Raw genomic sequence first — 17036 nt, forward strand, 5'->3', positions numbered from 1 at the left:
AAACTGGGCGCCTGAAACGAAAAAGGCCGCTCAATTGAGCGGCCTTTAAAATTCGATGGCTCCCCGAGCTGGGCTCGAACCAGCGACAAACGGATTAACAGTCCGTTGCTCTACCAACTGAGCTATCGGGGAACAGCTGTGATCAGCAGGCGCGCATATTAAGGAAGTTCCGGTGAGGGGTCAACCCTTGCCGGCAGAAAAAGAGGTCTGCAGACACAACGCATGTCAGGTTATCAATCCCGCTCCTATCCCTTGCCGGCCGGACTGGCGTCCAACATCCGCAGCTACCGGCCGCCGCTGTGGTTGCGCAATGGCCACGTCCAGTCGGTCTGGCCGACCCTGTTCCGCCGGATTGATGTGGCGGAGCCGCTATCACAACGCATCGACACCCCCGACGGTGACGAACTGCACCTGGACTGGTATCGCCAGGGCAGTCCGCGGCTGGCCATTCTCTCCCATGGCCTGGAAGGTCACAGCCGTCGCCCGTATATCCTGGGCCTGGCGCGCGGCCTGCTGGCGGATGGCTGGGATGTGCTGGCCTGGAATTTCCGTTCCTGCGGCGGGCACATGAACCGTTTGCCTCGGTTCTACCACAGCGGTGCCACGCAGGATCTGCACACCGTGGTCCGCCATGCGCTGGCCGACCGGGCTGACTACCAGCACGTCGCCTTGTCCGGCTTTTCCATGGGCGGCAACCTGACGCTGCTGTACCTGGCCGAGCAGGGCGAGCGTATCGACAGCCGGATTCGGGGGGCGGTGACCTATTCGGTGCCCTGTGATCTGGCGGGGAGTGCCCGGATGCTGGCGCTACCCAGTCGCCGGATATACATGCAGCGTTTCCTGAGGGACCTGCAGGTGAAGATGGCGGAAAAAGCCAGTCACTTCCCGGATCTGATCGACCTGGACGGCTTCGACGGGATTCGCAACTTCCAGCAGTTCGACGACCGCTACACGGCGCCGCTGCATGGTTTTCGCGATGCCAACGATTACTGGACGCAGGCGTCATGCCTGCCTCGGCTGCCTGAGATCCGGGTGCCTTCGCTGATTGTGAATGCCGCGGACGATCCTTTCCTGTCCACGGCCTGCTATCCGGAGAAGCGACGCCAACTGGGTGCCTGGGTCACACTGGAGGCGCCCCGCTGGGGCGGTCACGTCGGTTTTGTCGAGATCGCCCGGGACGGCTATTACTGGTCCGAACGCCGGGCGCTGAATTTCCTGCGCGGTCTACTGAGCTGAGGCGGCATCCAGCAGAGGCTTTAGATGGGGCCAGACATTGGCCAGCAGCTGAGGCTGACCCTTGGCGGTTGGATGAATGCCGTCGGCCTGCATAAAACCGTCGCGATCGTAAACGCCATCCAGGAAGAACGGCACCAGCGCCGTGTCCTGCTTCTCGGCAATGTCCGGATAGATCGATGCAAACACCTTGGTGTAGCGGGGGCCATAGTTGGGCGGCATCTGCATGCCGATGAGCAGAACCCGGGCACCGGCCTGTTGCGACAGGGAGGTCATTCTGGCGATATTCTGGCGCGTTACCTGGGGCGGAAAGCCGCGCAGGCCGTCGTTGCCGCCCAGCTCGATGATGACGATCGCCGGAGCCTGCTTGTCCAGAAGTTCCGGCAATCGGCGCAAGCCGCCATCGGTGGTATCGCCACTGATGCTGGCGTTGGCGACCTGCCAGTTCTCATAGCCTTCGTCGTCGAGTTTCTGGCGCAGAAGCGAGACCCAGGCCTTCTCTGTGGCCACGCCGTAACCGGCGCTGAGACTGTCCCCCAGGATCAGCAGGGTGGATTGCGCGGCAGCCAGTCCGGGCGCCATCAGGCAAAGGCAGAAAGCGATTGATCTCAGGAACATAAACTTCGTATCCATTGTCAGTAAAAGATGGCGTGCAATAACATCGGCCTTCAAGGGCGTCTGGCTGCAAGCTCCGACAGAGGGAGATCGGCCCGGCACAGGATACGTTTTTACCGTCGAGGGAACATTGTGGCAACTGGAAGCGACATTCTGAAAGTAACGGACCTCACCCACGAAGTGGCCCTGGGCTCGGAAACGCTGCGTATTCTGCACGACGTCAACCTGTCCATCGGTGCCGGAGAGTCCGTGGCGATCGTGGGGCGCTCCGGTTCGGGAAAAACCACGCTGCTGGGCCTGTTGGCCGGCCTGGATACCCCGACCCAGGGGCGTATCGAGCTTGACGGCCAACCCATCAGTCAGATGAGTGAGGACGAGCGGGCCAGCCTGCGGGCCCGGCGGGTTGGCTTTGTGTTCCAGTCGTTCCAGCTGTTGCCGGCGCTGACGGCCCTGGAAAACGTCATGCTGCCACTGGAGCTGGCCGGTCAGACCGATGCCGCCGGCCAGGCCACCGAACTGCTCCGGCGCGTGGGCCTGGGTGAGCGCCTGCAACACACGCCCCGACAGCTTTCCGGCGGCGAGCAGCAGCGGGTTGCGATTGCCCGGGCGTTCGCCGCGCATCCTAAAATCCTGTTCGCCGACGAGCCCACCGGCAATCTCGATAACAACACCGGCCAGGCGGTGTCCGACCTGTTGATGGCGCTGAACCGGGAGCAGGGCACCACCCTGGTAATGGTTACCCACGATGAACACCTGGCCGCGCGCTGTGGGCGTCAGCTGTCGATTGAGGCCGGCGAGGTATCCGAAGACGGTGTGGCGCCGGCCCGGGGAGTGGCGGTCTGATGGCGGCCGCACAATTGGCCCGGAGCGGCCGGGACTGGCGGGAACGGGATGTGCGCGTACTGGTCGCAGCGCTGATCGTGGCGGTGGCAACCGTGGCGACCATTGCCCTGTATGCCAGTCATCTGGAACGGACCCTGGTCACCTCGGCCAGCGCCTTCCTGGCGGGCGACCGGCAACTGGAGAGTGAAAACGGTCAACCGATACCGCAGGGCTGGCGTGACGAAGCCGAGCGTCAGGGCCTGTCGACCGCGCGCATGGTGGAGTTTTCCACCATGGTATTCGGCGCCGGCAATTTTCAGCTGGTGTCGGTGAAGGCGGTCAGCAATCGCTATCCGTTGCGCGGCCAGGTGGAGTATCAGGCGGACACCGACGCGCCCCGCCAGGCACTGTCCCATGGTCCCGACCCGGGGGCCGTCTGGGTGAACCCGCGTTTGCTGCGTTTGCTGGATTTGAAGATCGGCAGCACCATCGAAGTGGGCAATCTCGACCTCAAGGTCACGGGCCTGTTGATCCGTGAGCCGGATGCCGGTTTCAGCATGTCGGCGCTGGCGCCCCGCATCATGATGCATGCCGACGACGTCCCCGCCACCGGCGTGATCCAGCCCGGCAGCCGCGTCGAGTACGTCAACCTGTTTGCCGGCCCCGAGGACGCGCTTGAACGTTTCCATGCCTGGCTCAAGCCACAACTCGGGCCCAGCCATGAATGGAAGAGCATCCAGGACGGCCAGGCCCTGTCGGACTCCCTGACCAAGGCGAGGCGGTTCCTGCTGTTGGGCGGCAGTCTCGCGGTCCTGCTGGCCTCGGTGGCTGTGGCGGTCGCCAGCCGCCAGTACGCGATGGGGCAGCGAGACACGGTCGCGCTGCTAAAAACACTGGGCGTGCCCGGGCGGCGTATCAGCGGGCTGTATATGGTCCGGCTGCTGTTGTGGGGTGTCGTCGGAACGCTGCTGGGCATTCTGGTGGCCTTGCCGGTGTTTTGGGGGCTGGCGTCGTTGACGGCCGAGATGCTGGATCGCGAGATGGGTTATAGCGTGGACGTTCTGTCGCTTTGGCCCGCCCTGGTTACGGCGCTGGTGGCGTTGTTTGCCTTCGCTTACCCGCCGATTCGCAGGTTGCGTCAGGTGCCGGCGATGCGGGTCTTGCGGTCGCAGCCCGGGGAGGCGGGGCGCGGCGTACTGCTGGACGCGGCTATCGCGTTGTTGGCGGTGTTTGGGCTGATCTGGCTCTATGCTGGCGAGCTCTGGATGGTGCTGGCGCTGCTAGGCGGTCTGGCGGCGTTGTTGGGCATCCTGGCGTTGGCCGGCTGGGTGCTGGTTCTCGGGTTGCGGCGCGTGGTGGGCGGCGGCAATGCCTGGCGCCTGGCCCTGGTCGGGCTCTATCGGCATCGCAAGGCCAGCCTGTCGCAGATTGCCGTCTTTGCCATGACGCTGATGCTGGCGTCGACGCTGATCCTGGTTCGCTCATCGTTGCTGGACGACTGGCAGGCCCAGTTGCCCGCGGACGCGCCCAATCATTTCCTGATCAACATTGGTCCCGAAGCGGTCGACGACGTCCGCGGTTTCCTGGGTGAGCATGACCTGTCGACCGATGACCTGTATCCGATGGTCCGTGGCCGACTGACCGAAATCAACGGCGAACCGGTGCGGGAAGCCGTCAGCAAGGACCGCGAGGTGCGAGCCCTGAACCGGGAGCTGAACCTGACCTGGATGCAGGATCTGCCCGAAGACAACCGTCTTGTTGAAGGCCGTTGGTTCAAACCGGGTCAGACCGAAGGGCTGTCCATTGAGTCCGAGCTTGCCCAGCGCCTGGGCGTAACGCTGGGGGATCGGTTGACGTTCACCATCGGGTCGCAGACGGTCGAGGAACCGGTGACCAGTATCCGCACCGTGCAGTGGGACAGCATGAAACCCAATTTCTATATGGTCTTTCCGCCCGGCGGTGGGCTGGACGGGTTGCCGGCCACCTGGATCACGAGCTTTTACCTGGAACCGTCCCGCAAGAGCCTTCTCAACGATTTCACCCGGCGCTTCCCGACCATTTCGGTGTTGGAAGTCGACCATATCATCGATCGCATCCGTGAGATCGTCCAGCAGGTCACCCAGGCCATTGAAGCGATACTGGCGATGATCCTGGCTGCGGCCATTGTGGTGATGGCCGCCGTGGTCAGCGCCACGCTGCAGGATCGCCAGCGGGAGGGGGCCCTGTTGCGCACGTTGGGCGGCCGGCAGCGGCTGCTGGTGAACAGCACGATGCTGGAATTTGCCCTGCTGGGGCTGTTCGCCGGCATACTCGGTGTGCTGGCTGGCGAGGTCGCTGTCTGGGCGCTGCAATACCGGATGTTTGAAGGCACGTTTCACTGGCACTGGCGGGTGGTGTTGCTGCTGCCGTTGGTCAGCGCTGCCGTGCTCGCGGTGTTTGGCCGCTGGCAGTTGAATCCGGTCCTGCGTGTCTCTCCGATGCTGTTGTTGCGCCGTCTGGAATGACGGCCCGACGCTACTGGTAGTTGGCCAGTATGGCGTCGAGTTCGCCGTTGGCTTTCATGTCGGCCAATGCCTTGTCGAAGCGAGCGGCGAAGTCAGCCATGTCCGGGCGGACCATAAGGCTGAGTCCAAAATCGCTGAGATTGCCATCGCTGGCGCTGAACTGGCCGCGCCAGCCGTTCTTGCGGATCAGCCAGTGCCCGACCAACCGGTCGGCAATAGCCACGTCAAAACGACCGTCTCCCTGAAGCAGGTAGCTGAACATGTCGCGATCCCGCGGCACATCGAATCGCTGCGCTCGGCCGGATTCGAACAGATCCTTCAGATAGGGGTACTTGTAACCCAGGTGGGTCAGAACCACCTTGCCCTCCAGGTCTCCGGGGCGATCATAGACGAATCGCTTGTCGCCAGCGGTAAAGAACACCTCCTGCACCCGGACGATAGGCTGAGTGAAGACGAATTGCTCGGGGTGTTCAGTCCATTCGGGAGCCCGGGCCGTGGCGTCGAAATAGCCGTCGAGCAACATGTTGTCCACCCGCTTGCGGGGAATCTTGTAGGCTTCCACCTGAAAATCAAGGCGCTGGCCAATGGCCGTAGCCACGTCCCAGACAATCCCCGAAATGTTGTGATCGCCGACGATGGTGTAGGGCGGGTAGCCGTTGGGGGAGACGTTCAGTCGCAGGGTCTGCAGTGTGTCGGCCTGTGCCGGGAGGCACGGCAGCAACAGCAGGGCGGCAGCGAAAAGCATGGGTAGTCTACAAAACATGTTGGCGGGCTCAAAAGCAAAACACCCGCTTCGACACCCGGCTGCTTCCATCGCGCCGGCTGAGCGGGTTTTCATAGGACAGTGCTGTTTGAGGGTGTTGCAAACGCGTCGCGAGCGATGGCCAGACAAGGCGAAATTCAACGAAAGAGCGCCGTTTACGAGCTGTAAATGAGCGTCTTAAGGCGATTTTCAACGCCGTATGGTTGAGCGCAGTCGCTGTTGCAGCATCCTCATTTGCTTCCGTGCACCAATCGCTATTCTGCCAAAGCGACTCGTCGTCGTCCCGTTGAGTTTTGTAAAAAGACTGGCTGAATCAATAGGCTGAATCTGACGTCGCCGTCAGATTCAGCCTGGCTTCGGGGATTACCCCCAGGCGCGCTTGAGGACGGCCATGGCGTCGTCCAGTGTGACTTCGCGGGGGTTGAACATGATCGACCCGTCGTCGAGGGCCAGTCGTGCAATCCGCTCCAGCTGGCCCTGCTCGACCTTGCCGGTCTCCTGCAGGGTCCGGGGCAGTTTGCAGTGCTGGTAGAGCGCATCGCGCAGCTTGCGGATGGCGGAAATGCATTCCTCGGCGCGGCGGTTGGCCGGCGTGGTGGCATAGACGTCCGGCCCGGCCATATACAGCAGCAGCTCGCCCAGCGGCTCGCGGATGGTCTCCAGGTTGTATTCCAGTACGTAGGGCAGGTAAAGGCTCATGCACAGGCCGTGAGGCAGGTGGCAGATCGCGCCGGTGGCGTGTCCCAGGGCATGAACCAGGCCGACCATGGAGTTGGAAAAGGCGATGCCGGCCATGGTGGAGGCTTCGGCGAGCTCCAGTCGACTGTCGGCGTTTTTCGGGTTGTCCATCACCGTCAGCAAGTTATTGCTGATTTTCTTCACCGCGGCCGTGGCGTAGGCGTCGCTGAGCGGATTCTTGGCCATGCAGGTGAAGGCTTCCGTGGCATGGGTGAGGGCGTCCATCCCGGTGGCCGCGGTGATGTGCGGCGGCAGGGTCAGCGTCATGCGCGGGTCGATGATGGCCGCGTCCGGTAGCAGGAACGATGAAGTGAAGGGCAGCTTCACCGACTTCTCCGTATCCGCAATCACGGCGACGGAGGTCACTTCTGACCCGGTACCGGCGGTCGTCGGCACCACGAAGAAGGGTTTCAGTGGACTGGTGAGAACGCCCGCGCCGGCGTAGGCGGAAAGATCGTCACCGCCCTCGGACACCAGAATGTTTACGGCTTTGGCGGTATCGATGGCCGAGCCGCCACCGACCGCAATAATCGAATCGCATTGCTCGCTGCGGTAGATGCCGGCGATGTCCTTGACCACGTGAGTGGACGAATCGGGCGGCACGTCGTCGTAAATGGTCACGATTTCCTGACCGCCTTCTTCACAGGCTTCCAGTACCGGCTCCAGCAATCCGGCTGCACGCACGCCCTTGTCCGTAATCAGCAGCGGCCGACCGACGCCCAGGCCCGACAGCTCGTAGGGGATGTGTTCCAGCGCCGCCTTGCCGGCAATGACTTTGACGGGGCAGAAAAACTCGTAGTAACGCTGACTCATGATGCTCTCGCTGTGTCAAAGAATTGGGTGGCGACCTTCAGGTAGATGCGCGCCGCGCTGAGGACCTTCTGCGGCAGTTTGAGATTGGCCGGGTACTCCTTCACCGCACGGCTGGCCACCAGCTTGGGCAGGATAAAGACTTCCAGCCGGTTGAGGATGCGGGTCATGCGCAGCGCGTAGCTGATATCGCCGTCGACCAGCATGCGGTCGTGAGCGAAGGCCTCGGAGGTTTTTTCCTGGAATGACACCACCAGGAAGGCATGGGCGATGTGCTTGAACTGGATCGACAGGTCGACCGGTCGAGGCGGATTGTCGCCATGGTAGTGGAAGCGGCCCCCGCCGAGATGCTCCACCACCAGGGACGGCCCGTTGGGGCGGACCATCATCTCGAACAGAAAGCCCTCCGGGAGTTCCCTGGCTTCATCCCGGGCCGCCTGGTCCACTTCGCTGATGCCCTGCAGGGCCCGGCCCATCACCTGGAACATCAATTCAACATAGAGCCGCCGGGCCTGCAGCGCCATGGGTCTGAGAGGTTTGGCTAACATGGTTACCCGCCTTTCTTATCGTGTTTACTGATTTTTAGAGCTTTTACTCTACTAAGTCAACTGGTGACGCGTTGAACGGTCTGTCGGATTGGGCCAGAAAAAACGGAGTGACGTTGGGGATACAAAAAAAGGCCCGTCAATACGGGCCTTTGCGATACAACGGCAGGATCTACGATTGCTGGAGCGCGGCGAGCTTCTGTTGGGCTTCTTTGGCCAGATCGCTGTCGGTCTGGGCAACAGCGGCGTAGTACTGGGCCGCTTCCTCCTTGCGGTTCTGTTTCACGGCGATGTCGCCGAGACGCAGGTAGGCGATTGCGGTGGGCACGACCTTGTTGGCCGCTTCCAGGTCAGTGCGGGCCGCGCTGACTTTGTCGGCGTCGAGGTAGCCCAGCCCTCGATACAGGCGGTAGCTGAACATGTCTGGATACAGGGACACGGCTTTATCGAAGTCCTTTTGAGCGGCGTCTTTTTCGCCCTGTTCCTTCAGGATCTGGCCGCGCAGGGCATAGAACGCCGGTTCCTTCGGTTCGATCTTGATGGCTTTGTTCACCTTCTCGAGGGCGGCGTCCATATTGCCCTCGTTGGCCATCTTCAGGGCCTCATCCTGGGCGTCGTAGGCGGGCTGCTTGCTGCGCAGGTAGGCCAGTTTGTTGTCATAAACCTGCTCGCCCCGATAGCCCCCGGGATTGCCGAGTTTGTCCACCAGGGCCTGGTTGGCGCGGACCCGTTCCTGGGAAGGCGGGTGTGAAGCAAACAGGCCATCGACCCAGCTGCTACTGTTGCCTTCGGCCAGCTTTACGAAAATCTGTTGCAGTTCGACAGCGGCCTGAGGGTCGTAGCCCGCCTTGACCATGTACTCGACACCATAGTGATCGGCTTCGAGTTCATTGCCCTGGCTGTACTGGGCCATTGTCAGCTGACTTCCCAGCGCCGCGCCGCCCATGATCAGCGAGGCGTAGTCGTTGTCCGAGAGGGCGATCCCGAGACCGGCGATGCCGGCGTTGAGGATCATGCCCTGTTGCATGCGCTGAACGCTGTGGCGAGCGGCGGCGTGAGTAATCTCGTGCCCCAGGACGGAGGCCAGCTGCGCTTCGTCTTCCAGCTTGGTGAGCAGGCCGCGGTTGATCGCGATCTTGCCGGAGGGGAGGGCCCAGGCGTTGGGCACGCTGCTGTTGAGGATCACGAATTCGTAGGGCAGATCCGGCCGGTCGCTGACGGCCGCCAGTTTCTGGCCGACACTCTGAACGTAGTCGGTCAGCTCCGGATCGGCCTGGTACTGGCCACCCTGCAGTTGCACCGTGGGCTTGTATTGCTCTTTGCCCATCGAGATTTCCTGGCTTTCGGAAATCAGCGACAACTGTCGCTCACCGGTGACTGGGTTGACGGCACAGCCGGTCAGCGAGAGGAGCAGGGCCATCAGCAGGGGTAGAAGGGATAGTCGCAAATGTCTCACACATCACTCCATGAACCATTGAGGATTGCATCAGGTTATAGCATACCTTGACCCGATCGCGTGATGGACGTTAGCGCCTTGTATAATAGAGGTATTCGGGGCCATTGGTTATGCTTGGAGAGAAGGGTGACGCCGACGGCGCGCCTGTTTCATGCTGCTGACGGACGTCCCCGATGATACCTCTACTGGACCTGATGGCCCTGGCCTGGTTTTTGATCTGCTGGCTGGGATACAGCGAGTATTCCCGGCGCAAGGCCCACGACCGTCCGTGTCTGTCCAACACGCTGGACCTCTACCGGGAAGACTGGATGCGCGCCATGCTTAAGCGCAGCAACCGGATTGCCGACGCGTCGGTGGTCGGGAACCTGGAGCGCAACGGGGCCTTTTTCGCGTCCAGTTGCCTGCTGATCCTGGCGGGTCTGTTGACGGCGTTGGGCTATACCCAGGAAGTGATGGAGGTGTTCAGCACGCTGCCGTTTGCCAGCAGTGGTAACCGGTCGGTCTGGGAAATCCGGCTGTTCATGCTGATGCTGGTATTCGTCTACGCCTTTTTCAAGTTCACCTGGTCCATGCGGATGTACAATTTTGCGGCGGTGCTGGTGGGCGGCGCACCGTTGAGTGACGACAAACAGGTATCCCCGGCCTCCCGCGAGGCCTTTGCGCAAAGCTCGGCACGGGTCTGTAGTCTGGCGGGCGATGCGTTTAACCTTGGGCTACGTTCCTATTATTATGCGCTCGCCGTGGTGACCTGGTTTGTACACCCAGCGTGTTTCATCATCGCGTCCACGTTGGTGGTGGTTATCCTGTACCGTCGGGAATTCCGCTCCGATGCGCTGGACACGTTGCGGTCGGGCAAAGTGTTCGACAACCCCGTATCCAAGAAAGGCGACGATCAGTAGGGCGGTCCTGCAAGCGCCATCGTTGCCATTGAGGTAGTAACTGGCATGAACGATTCAATCCGATTTGACCGGGTCAACCGGTTTATCCATACCCTGGAGCAGGTCAAGGCGCTGGGGATCGATGTGGCGGAGGCGCGCGAGAACCACCTGGTGCTGCGCCTGCCTTACAGCGAGAAAATCATTGGCAATCCCGAGTCGCGGATTATCCACGGTGGCGCCATCACCACGCTGATGGACACCACCTCCGGTTCCGTCATCATCTGTGCCCTGGACGACTTCGAGCTCTGTCCGACGCTGGACCTTCGGGTCGATTACATGCGGCCGGCCGAGCCGGACGAGGCGGTTTTGGCGCGAGCCGAGACCTACCGCGTCACCCGCAACATCATTTTCACCCGTTGTGAGGCCTATCAGGAAAGCCATGGCCAGACCATCGCCAATTGTGTGGCCACGTTCATGCGAATCGGCCGGGAAGCCACGCCGAAAGCCTATCGCGAATTGATCACCGGAGGTGCGGTATGACCAGCGCCGAGACCCTGCGCTACACCCAGGACACCGGAGATTTTTCGCGACTGCTGGCGGACATTCCCTATGCCGGCACCATCGGTTTGCAGTGCGATCGCTTTGGCGACGACCTGATCTTCCGGCTGCCGCGCAAACAGGACAACCTGGGCAACCCCATTCTGCCGGCCATCCATGGCGGGGTGATTGGTGGATTCATGGAGCTGTCCGCCGCCATCTATCTGATGATGTCCCAGGAATCCCTGCGCATGCCGCGCATCGTCGATTTCTCGCTGGACTATCTGCGCGCCGGTCTTGATCGCGAAGCCTACGCCGAGTGCCGTTTGACGCGTCAGGGCAACCGCGTGGCCAACGTGATGATCACCGCCTGGCAGAAGTCCCGCAGCCAGCCGATCGCCACGGCCCGGGCCCATTTCCTGATGGAAGACTGACGCCTGTCGGTCATTTTCTGCCGGGCGATCAGGCAAGCTGACCGCCCGGAACGTTCCCGCTCAGCATTCCTCCTTGCCCAAAACGCTTGAAATGGAAGCAAGCGCCCCAATCTTCTTTGCCAGATCAAAAGTGGTTAGTCGGAATATCGGCTAATACAGCAACAAGACTGGTACCAAGCAAGGAGAACCATTCCCCATGACGGTCGAAACGCAGAAAGAAACTCTGGGCTTCCAGACCGAGGTGAAGCAGCTGCTCCACCTGATGATCCATTCGCTGTATTCCAACAAGGAAATCTTCCTGCGGGAACTTGTGTCCAACGCCTCGGACGCTGAAGACAAGCTTCGCTTCGCTGCCCTGAAGGACGACAGTCTGTTTGAGGACGATCCCGATCTGAAGATTCGTCTGGACTACGACAAGGACGCGAATACCGTCACGCTGACCGATAACGGCATCGGCATGAGCCGTGACGACGTGATCGAAAACCTGGGGACCATTGCCCGGTCCGGTACCGCTGAGTTCCTGAGTCAGCTCACCGGTGATGAGAAGAAGGACAGCAAACTGATCGGTCAGTTTGGCGTGGGTTTCTACTCCGCCTTTATCGTGGCCGATCGGGTCGAGGTCTTTACCCGTCGTGCCGGCCAGTCGGCGGAAGAGGGCGTTCACTGGGAATCCACCGGCGATGGCGAATTCACCATCGAAAGCGTCGACCGCCCCGCACGTGGCACCCAGATCGTGCTGCATCTGAAGCCGGAAGCCAGCGAGTTTGCCGATGGCTACCGCCTGCGCAACCTGATCAAGAAATATTCCGATCACATTTCGTTCCCGGTCGTCATGAAAGCTGAGAGCAGCGAAGAAGACGACAAGGATGCCGAGCCGAAGGACGAGACCGTCAACGAGGCGACCGCGCTCTGGACACTGCCCCGGACCGAGATCTCTGACGAGGAATACAAGGGCTTCTACAAGCACATCGCCCACGACTTCGAGGACCCGCTGACCTGGTCCCACAACAAGGTCGAGGGCAAGCTGGATTACACCAGTCTGCTGTACATCCCCAAGCGCGCGCCGTTTGACCTGTACAACCGGGACGCGCCGCGCGGCATCAAGCTGTATGTCCAGCGTGTTTTCATCATGGACCACGCCGAGCAGTTCCTGCCGCTGTATCTGCGTTTCGTGAAGGGCGTGGTGGACTCCAACGACCTTTCCCTGAACGTCTCCCGCGAGATCCTGCAGAACGACAGCACCGTGGAGAACATCAAGTCGGCCCTGACCAAGCGTGTTCTGGATATGCTCGGCAAGCTGGCGAAGAAAGAGCCGGAAAACTACCAGGGCTTCTGGGACGAGTTTGGTACGGTCCTGAAGGAAGGCCCGGCCGAGGACTTCAGCAACCGTGAGAAAGTGGCGGGCCTGCTGCGTTTCGCGTCCACCCATTCCGGTGAGCCGACCGAGAACGTCTCCCTGGCCGATTACATCGAGCGGATGAAGGACGGTCAGAAGAAAATCTACTACATCACGGCTGACAGCTTCACCGCCGCCAAGAGCAGCCCGCACCTGGAAGTCTTCCGCAAGAAGGGCATCGAGGTGCTGATCCTCTCCGATCGCATCGACGAATGGATGATGGGCTATCTCACCGAATTTGACGGCAAGCAGTTGCAGGACGTGGCTCGCGGCGAGCTGGACCTGGGTGAGGAAGAGACCGAGGAAGACAAGAAGCATCAGGAGGAGGCGACCGAAGCCCATAAAGGGCTGTTGGAGCGCATCAAGACGGCGCTGGATGATCGTGTCCAGGAAGTCCGCGTCACCAACCGTCTGACCGACTCACCGGCGTGTCTCGTTGTGGGCGACTACGATATGGGCGCACAGATGAAGAAGATTATGGAAGCGGCCGGCCAGAAAGTGCCGGACAGCAAGCCGATCTTCGAGATCAACGTGGACCATCCGCTGGTGGCGCGCCTGGAGCAGGAGGGCTCGGATGAGCGCTTCGGCGATCTGGCTGCGGTTCTGTTCGATCAGGCCACGCTGGCCAGTGGCGAGCAGATCAAGGATCCCGGCTCCTATGTCAGCCGGCTCAACCGACTGTTGTTGGAAATGAGCAACGCCTGATGCAGTCGATTGTGGTGGACCTGGCCATCGGCCCTGAAGAGTGGATCAAGCTCTATCAGGGCGTGGCCCATGATGTCCGCACAGTGGCCCGGGACGGACGCAGCGTCCGTTTCCCGGCCCGCATTCTTTCCCGCTTTGCCCTCCGTGACGGTGTTCACGGGACCTTCCGGATCAATTTCGATGCCGAAGGGCGCTTCAAGGATATTGCTCGCCTTTAGTCTTTCCTTTCTATCTATAGCTATTCGCTTTTAAAAGCCTAGTCATAATTGATTGTGACTTTTCTCTTCGCTGGCCTAGATTTTTGCTGTGACACACGCAAAAGGAGAGGGACATGGCATTGTCGAAGCGGAGTCGGGCGTTTCTTGAATGGATGGATTACTACGTGAACTATGCGCTGGCCCAATGACTGACTGGCTGGCGTGATGTTCAAATCCAGGACTGTGGGCTCCTGCCGGGGAAGCAAATGGGACGCCTTGCCTTCGCTGTATTAGACGGCCATCCCTGGCCGGCTAATACGACCGGGACGTCCTTGTCCCTCCTTCGGCAAGGCGCCCCATTTGCTTCCGGGTCATCACGAGTTTTCGCGACCCATTCATGAGCTATGAGCAGACTGCTGACGACGTTGTCCGAATTGCGGGTTGTTCTTATCCGGTCCACCAATACCTTTCTTTCGCACCGCAACTCTCTACAATGGCGCCCAAAGACTCTCTGGATTTCCTGATGCGCCTGTTTCTCGCCCCGATGGAAGGGCTGGTTGATTGCTACATTCGTGAACTGCTGACGTCGGTTGGCGGCATCGATCGTTGTGTCACCGAGTTTATCCGGGTGACGCGCGGCACGTTGCCGGAGCGGGTCTATTACCGCTTTGCGCCGGAGCTGAAGCAGGGCGCCAAAACGCAGGCCGGCGTGCCGGTTGCGGTGCAGTTGTTGGGCTCCGATGTGCGACAGGTGGCGATTCATGCGGCGAAAGCCGCGGAATTGGGTGCGCCCCAGGTGGATCTGAATTTTGGCTGCCCCGCCAAGACGGTCAATAAACACCGTGGTGGATCCGTGTTGATGCGCGAGCCGGAGCTGATGCACGACCTGGTGGCGGCGGTTCGGGAAGCCGTCCCTGCAGCGATTCCGGTCACCGCCAAGATGCGGCTCGGCTATGACGACCGTTCCATGGGCGTAGCCTGCGGACAGGCTCTGGAAGCCGCTGGCGCCAGTGAGATCTGCATCCACGCCCGCAGCAAGGTGGACGGCTATCGGCCGCCGGCCTACTGGGAGGAGATCGCACGGGTTCGCGAACGGGTCCGTACGCCGATCATAGCCAATGGGGATGTCTGGTCCGTCGAGGATTACTGGCGTTGCCGCGAGGTGTCCGGCTGCGACGACGTGATGATTGGCCGTGGCCTGGTGGCGCGTCCCGATCTGGCCCGTCAGATCAAGGCCAGTCAGGTCGGTGAAACCTGTGAGGATTTGCCCTGGGCGGGTGTCGTCGAACTCCTGGTCGACTATTCACGCACCTTGCATACCTTCCTGGAAGGCCGTTATGTGACCGGCCGCATCAAGCAGTGGCTGAACTACACGCGCCGTCAGTACGTCGAAGCCGAGGCCTGTTGGCACAAGGTCAAGCGAGTCAGTGAGCCTGAAGAGGTTTGCCGGTTGTTGAAGGACAGTGCTGAGGCGGGATCGGAATGGCGGGTGAGCGCCTGAGGCTCCATTGAAAGACTGGCTGCGATGGCAATGCGCCACCGCAGCCAACCGAATCAGGCCTGGCGGCCTGTGGCTTTCAGTACGAAAGGCAGGGCGTCCGCAGCCGGGATGTCCTGGCGGTCTGCATCGCTGCGGCCCTTGTATTCCAGGGTGCCGGCCTGCAGGCCACGATCGGAAATCACCACCCGATGGGGAATGCCCACCAGTTCCATATCCGCGAATTTCACGCCCGGGCGCTCGTTGCGGTCGTCCAGCAGGACGTCCAGGCCGGCCTGGCGCAGCTGGTCGTACAGCTTTTCAGCCGCTTCCAAGACTGCCGGTGACTTGTGCGCGTTCAGCGTGACGACGGCCACTTCAAACGGCGCGATGGCCATCGGCCAGATGATGCCCTTGTCGTCGTGATTCTGCTCAATCGCTGCTGCGACGATCCGCGATACGCCAATGCCGTAGCACCCCATTTCCAGGATGGCGGACTTGCCGTTCTCGTCCAGCACCGTAGCGTTCATGGCCTGGCTGTACTTGTTGCCCAGCTTGAAGATGTGGCCCACTTCGATGCCGCGCTTGATTTCCAGGTGGCCGTCGCCGGTTGGGCTGGGGTCGCCCTCGACGATGTTGCGGATGTCCTCGACGCGGCCCAGCGGGACGTCCCGCTCCCAGTTCACTCCGGTCAGGTGGACGTCGTCCTTGTTGGCACCGCAGACAAAGTCCGCCAGGTGGGCGGCGCTGCGGTCCACGATCAGCGGGATGGTCAGGTTGACCGGCCCGATGGAACCGATACCACAGCCCACGGCGGCTTTGATCTCGTCTTCTGAGGCAAAGGTCAGCGGCTCGGCCACATCCGGCAGATTCTCCGCCTTGATTTCATTAAGCTCGTGATCGCCGCGCAGGATCAGGGCCACCAGGTTCTGGTTGCCGTCCTCATCCTCTGTGCCTTTTACGATCAGGGTCTTGATCGTGCGGTTGGCATCGATGCTGAGGAAGTTGGCGAGGTCGGCAATCGTGTGCTGATCGGGGGTATCCACCTCGGCCATGGTTTCGCCGGGAGCGGGACGCTCGCCAGTCGGGGCGACGGCTTCGGCTTTTTCAATGTTGGCGGCGTACTGACCGCCGGTGCTGAAGGCGATGTCGTCTTCACCGGACGCAGCCAGCACGTGGAATTCGTGTGAGGAGCTGCCGCCGATCGCGCCGGAGTCCGCTTCGACCGCGCGGTAGTCCAGGCCCAGGCGGTCAAAGATGTTGCAGTAGGTCCGGTGCATCACCTGGTAGGTCTCGTCCAGACCGGCCTGGTTCAGGTCGAAGGAATAGGCGTCCTTCATGATGAACTCACGGGCGCGCATCACGCCGAAACGCGGGCGGCGTTCATCGCGGAATTTGGTCTGGATCTGATAGAAGTTGGCCGGCAGGTCCTTGTAGCTCTTGAGCTCGTTACGAACCATGTCGGTGATGACTTCTTCGTGGGTCGGGCCAAAGCAGAAGTCACGGCCGTGACGGTCATTCAGGCGCAGCAATTCGCCACCGTACTGCTGCCAGCGACCCGATTCCTGCCAGAGCTCCGCCGGTTGGACGGCTGGCATCAGGACTTCCTGGGCGCCGCTTCTGTCCATTTCCTCGCGAACGATCCGCTCCACCTTACGCAGGACCCGCAGGCCCATGGGCAGCCAGGTGTAGAGCCCGGCCGCCAGTTTGCGGATCATGCCGGCACGAAGCATGAGCTGGTGACTGATGACTTCCGCGTCAGCGGGGGTTTCTTTCAGTGTGGCAATCAGATAACGGCTTGCGCGCATCTCGGGAGTCCGTGCTTCTGTTGTGGTTGATGGGGGCGGGTCAGTCGGCTCGCGCATCGTTCGTGCGGACAATGAACCGCCGGCCCGGTAAAGTATTCCTTTGATTCAATCAGCCCGC

15 protein-coding genes and 1 tRNA gene are annotated in these 17036 nt (G+C 61.2%); 9 read left to right on the plus strand and 7 right to left on the minus strand.

Going from position 1 to position 17036, the window contains the following annotated elements:
* Nucleotides 1–56 precede the first annotated feature (56 nt).
* A tRNA-Asn gene (locus tag EB809_RS10915) sits at nt 57–132 on the minus strand.
* 90 nt (nt 133–222) lie between these two features.
* Here EB809_RS10915 and EB809_RS10920 point away from each other — a divergent pair.
* Nucleotides 223–1236: a YheT family hydrolase gene (locus tag EB809_RS10920; protein WP_123634855.1), complete on the plus strand. Its 1014-nt coding sequence runs from the start codon at nt 223–225 to the stop codon at nt 1234–1236.
* On the opposite strand, the gene EB809_RS10925 is transcribed toward EB809_RS10920, so the two are convergent.
* A complete protein-coding gene (locus tag EB809_RS10925) occupies nt 1225–1851 on the minus strand; it encodes an arylesterase (RefSeq protein WP_223807916.1) in 627 nt (208 codons plus the stop codon). The genes EB809_RS10920 and EB809_RS10925 overlap by 12 nt on opposite strands.
* Nucleotides 1852–1980: 129 nt before the next feature.
* Here EB809_RS10925 and EB809_RS10930 point away from each other — a divergent pair, with 129 nt between their 5' ends.
* Nucleotides 1981–2691: an ABC transporter ATP-binding protein gene (locus EB809_RS10930; RefSeq protein WP_223807917.1), complete on the plus strand. Its 711-nt coding sequence runs from the start codon at nt 1981–1983 to the stop codon at nt 2689–2691.
* Nucleotides 2691–5174 carry an ABC transporter permease gene (locus EB809_RS10935; protein ID WP_123634857.1) on the plus strand — a complete coding sequence of 828 codons (2484 nt, stop codon included), beginning with the start codon at nt 2691–2693 and terminating at the stop codon, nt 5172–5174. Before EB809_RS10930 ends, EB809_RS10935 begins: the two co-directional genes overlap by 1 nt.
* A 10-nt stretch (nt 5175–5184) precedes the next feature.
* Here the strand turns inward: EB809_RS10935 and EB809_RS10940 are convergent, their stop codons facing one another.
* The 4 genes from EB809_RS10940 to EB809_RS10955 all read right to left on the minus strand — a co-directional run bounded on the left by EB809_RS10940 (nt 5185) and on the right by EB809_RS10955 (nt 9450).
* Nucleotides 5185–5919, minus strand: a complete 735-nt coding sequence (locus EB809_RS10940) for a substrate-binding periplasmic protein (protein ID WP_223807918.1) — start codon at nt 5917–5919, stop codon at nt 5185–5187.
* Nucleotides 5920–6300: 381 nt separating this feature from the next.
* Nucleotides 6301–7488, minus strand: coding sequence for an iron-containing alcohol dehydrogenase (locus EB809_RS10945; RefSeq protein WP_123634859.1), 1188 nt, complete (start codon nt 7486–7488; stop codon nt 6301–6303).
* Nucleotides 7485–8033, minus strand: a complete 549-nt coding sequence (locus EB809_RS10950) for a hypothetical protein (RefSeq protein ID WP_123634860.1) — start codon at nt 8031–8033, stop codon at nt 7485–7487. Before EB809_RS10950 ends, EB809_RS10945 begins: the two co-directional genes overlap by 4 nt.
* Before the next feature lie 169 nt (nt 8034–8202).
* Complete coding sequence (locus EB809_RS10955; RefSeq protein WP_123634928.1) at nt 8203–9450, minus strand: M48 family metalloprotease; 1248 nt, start codon at nt 9448–9450, stop codon at nt 8203–8205.
* 209 nt (nt 9451–9659) lie between these two features.
* Between EB809_RS10955 and EB809_RS10960 the strand changes: the two genes are divergently transcribed.
* From EB809_RS10960 to EB809_RS10985, 6 genes are all read left to right on the plus strand, one after another.
* The gene (locus EB809_RS10960; RefSeq protein WP_123634861.1) at nt 9660–10385 is read left to right on the plus strand and encodes a DUF599 domain-containing protein; all 726 of its coding nucleotides are present in this window, start codon (nt 9660–9662) and stop codon (nt 10383–10385) included.
* Between the two features lie 45 nt (nt 10386–10430).
* Nucleotides 10431–10904, plus strand: a complete 474-nt coding sequence (locus EB809_RS10965) for a PaaI family thioesterase (RefSeq protein ID WP_123634862.1) — start codon at nt 10431–10433, stop codon at nt 10902–10904.
* On the plus strand, nt 10901–11335 hold the full coding sequence (locus EB809_RS10970; RefSeq protein ID WP_123634863.1) for a PaaI family thioesterase: 435 nt from the start codon (nt 10901–10903) through the stop codon (nt 11333–11335). Before EB809_RS10965 ends, EB809_RS10970 begins: the two co-directional genes overlap by 4 nt.
* Nucleotides 11336–11531: 196 nt before the next feature.
* A complete protein-coding gene (gene htpG, locus EB809_RS10975; protein ID WP_123634864.1) occupies nt 11532–13436 on the plus strand; it encodes a molecular chaperone HtpG in 1905 nt (634 codons plus the stop codon).
* Nucleotides 13436–13654, plus strand: a complete 219-nt coding sequence (locus EB809_RS10980) for a DUF2835 domain-containing protein (RefSeq protein WP_123634865.1) — start codon at nt 13436–13438, stop codon at nt 13652–13654. Before htpG ends, EB809_RS10980 begins: the two co-directional genes overlap by 1 nt.
* Nucleotides 13655–14156: 502 nt before the next feature.
* Entirely contained in the window at nt 14157–15134 is a 978-nt protein-coding gene (locus tag EB809_RS10985) for a tRNA dihydrouridine synthase (protein WP_123634929.1), read from the plus strand.
* A 53-nt stretch (nt 15135–15187) separates the two neighbouring features.
* On the opposite strand, the gene EB809_RS10990 is transcribed toward EB809_RS10985, so the two are convergent.
* Nucleotides 15188–16918 (minus strand): proline--tRNA ligase, encoded by a 1731-nt coding sequence (locus tag EB809_RS10990; RefSeq protein ID WP_123634866.1) that lies wholly within the window; start codon nt 16916–16918, stop codon nt 15188–15190.
* Nucleotides 16919–17036 lie beyond the last annotated feature (118 nt).

Source organism: Marinobacter sp. R17 (assembly GCF_003789045.1).
Classification (GTDB): Bacteria; Pseudomonadota; Gammaproteobacteria; order Pseudomonadales; family Oleiphilaceae; genus Marinobacter_A; species Marinobacter_A mangrovi.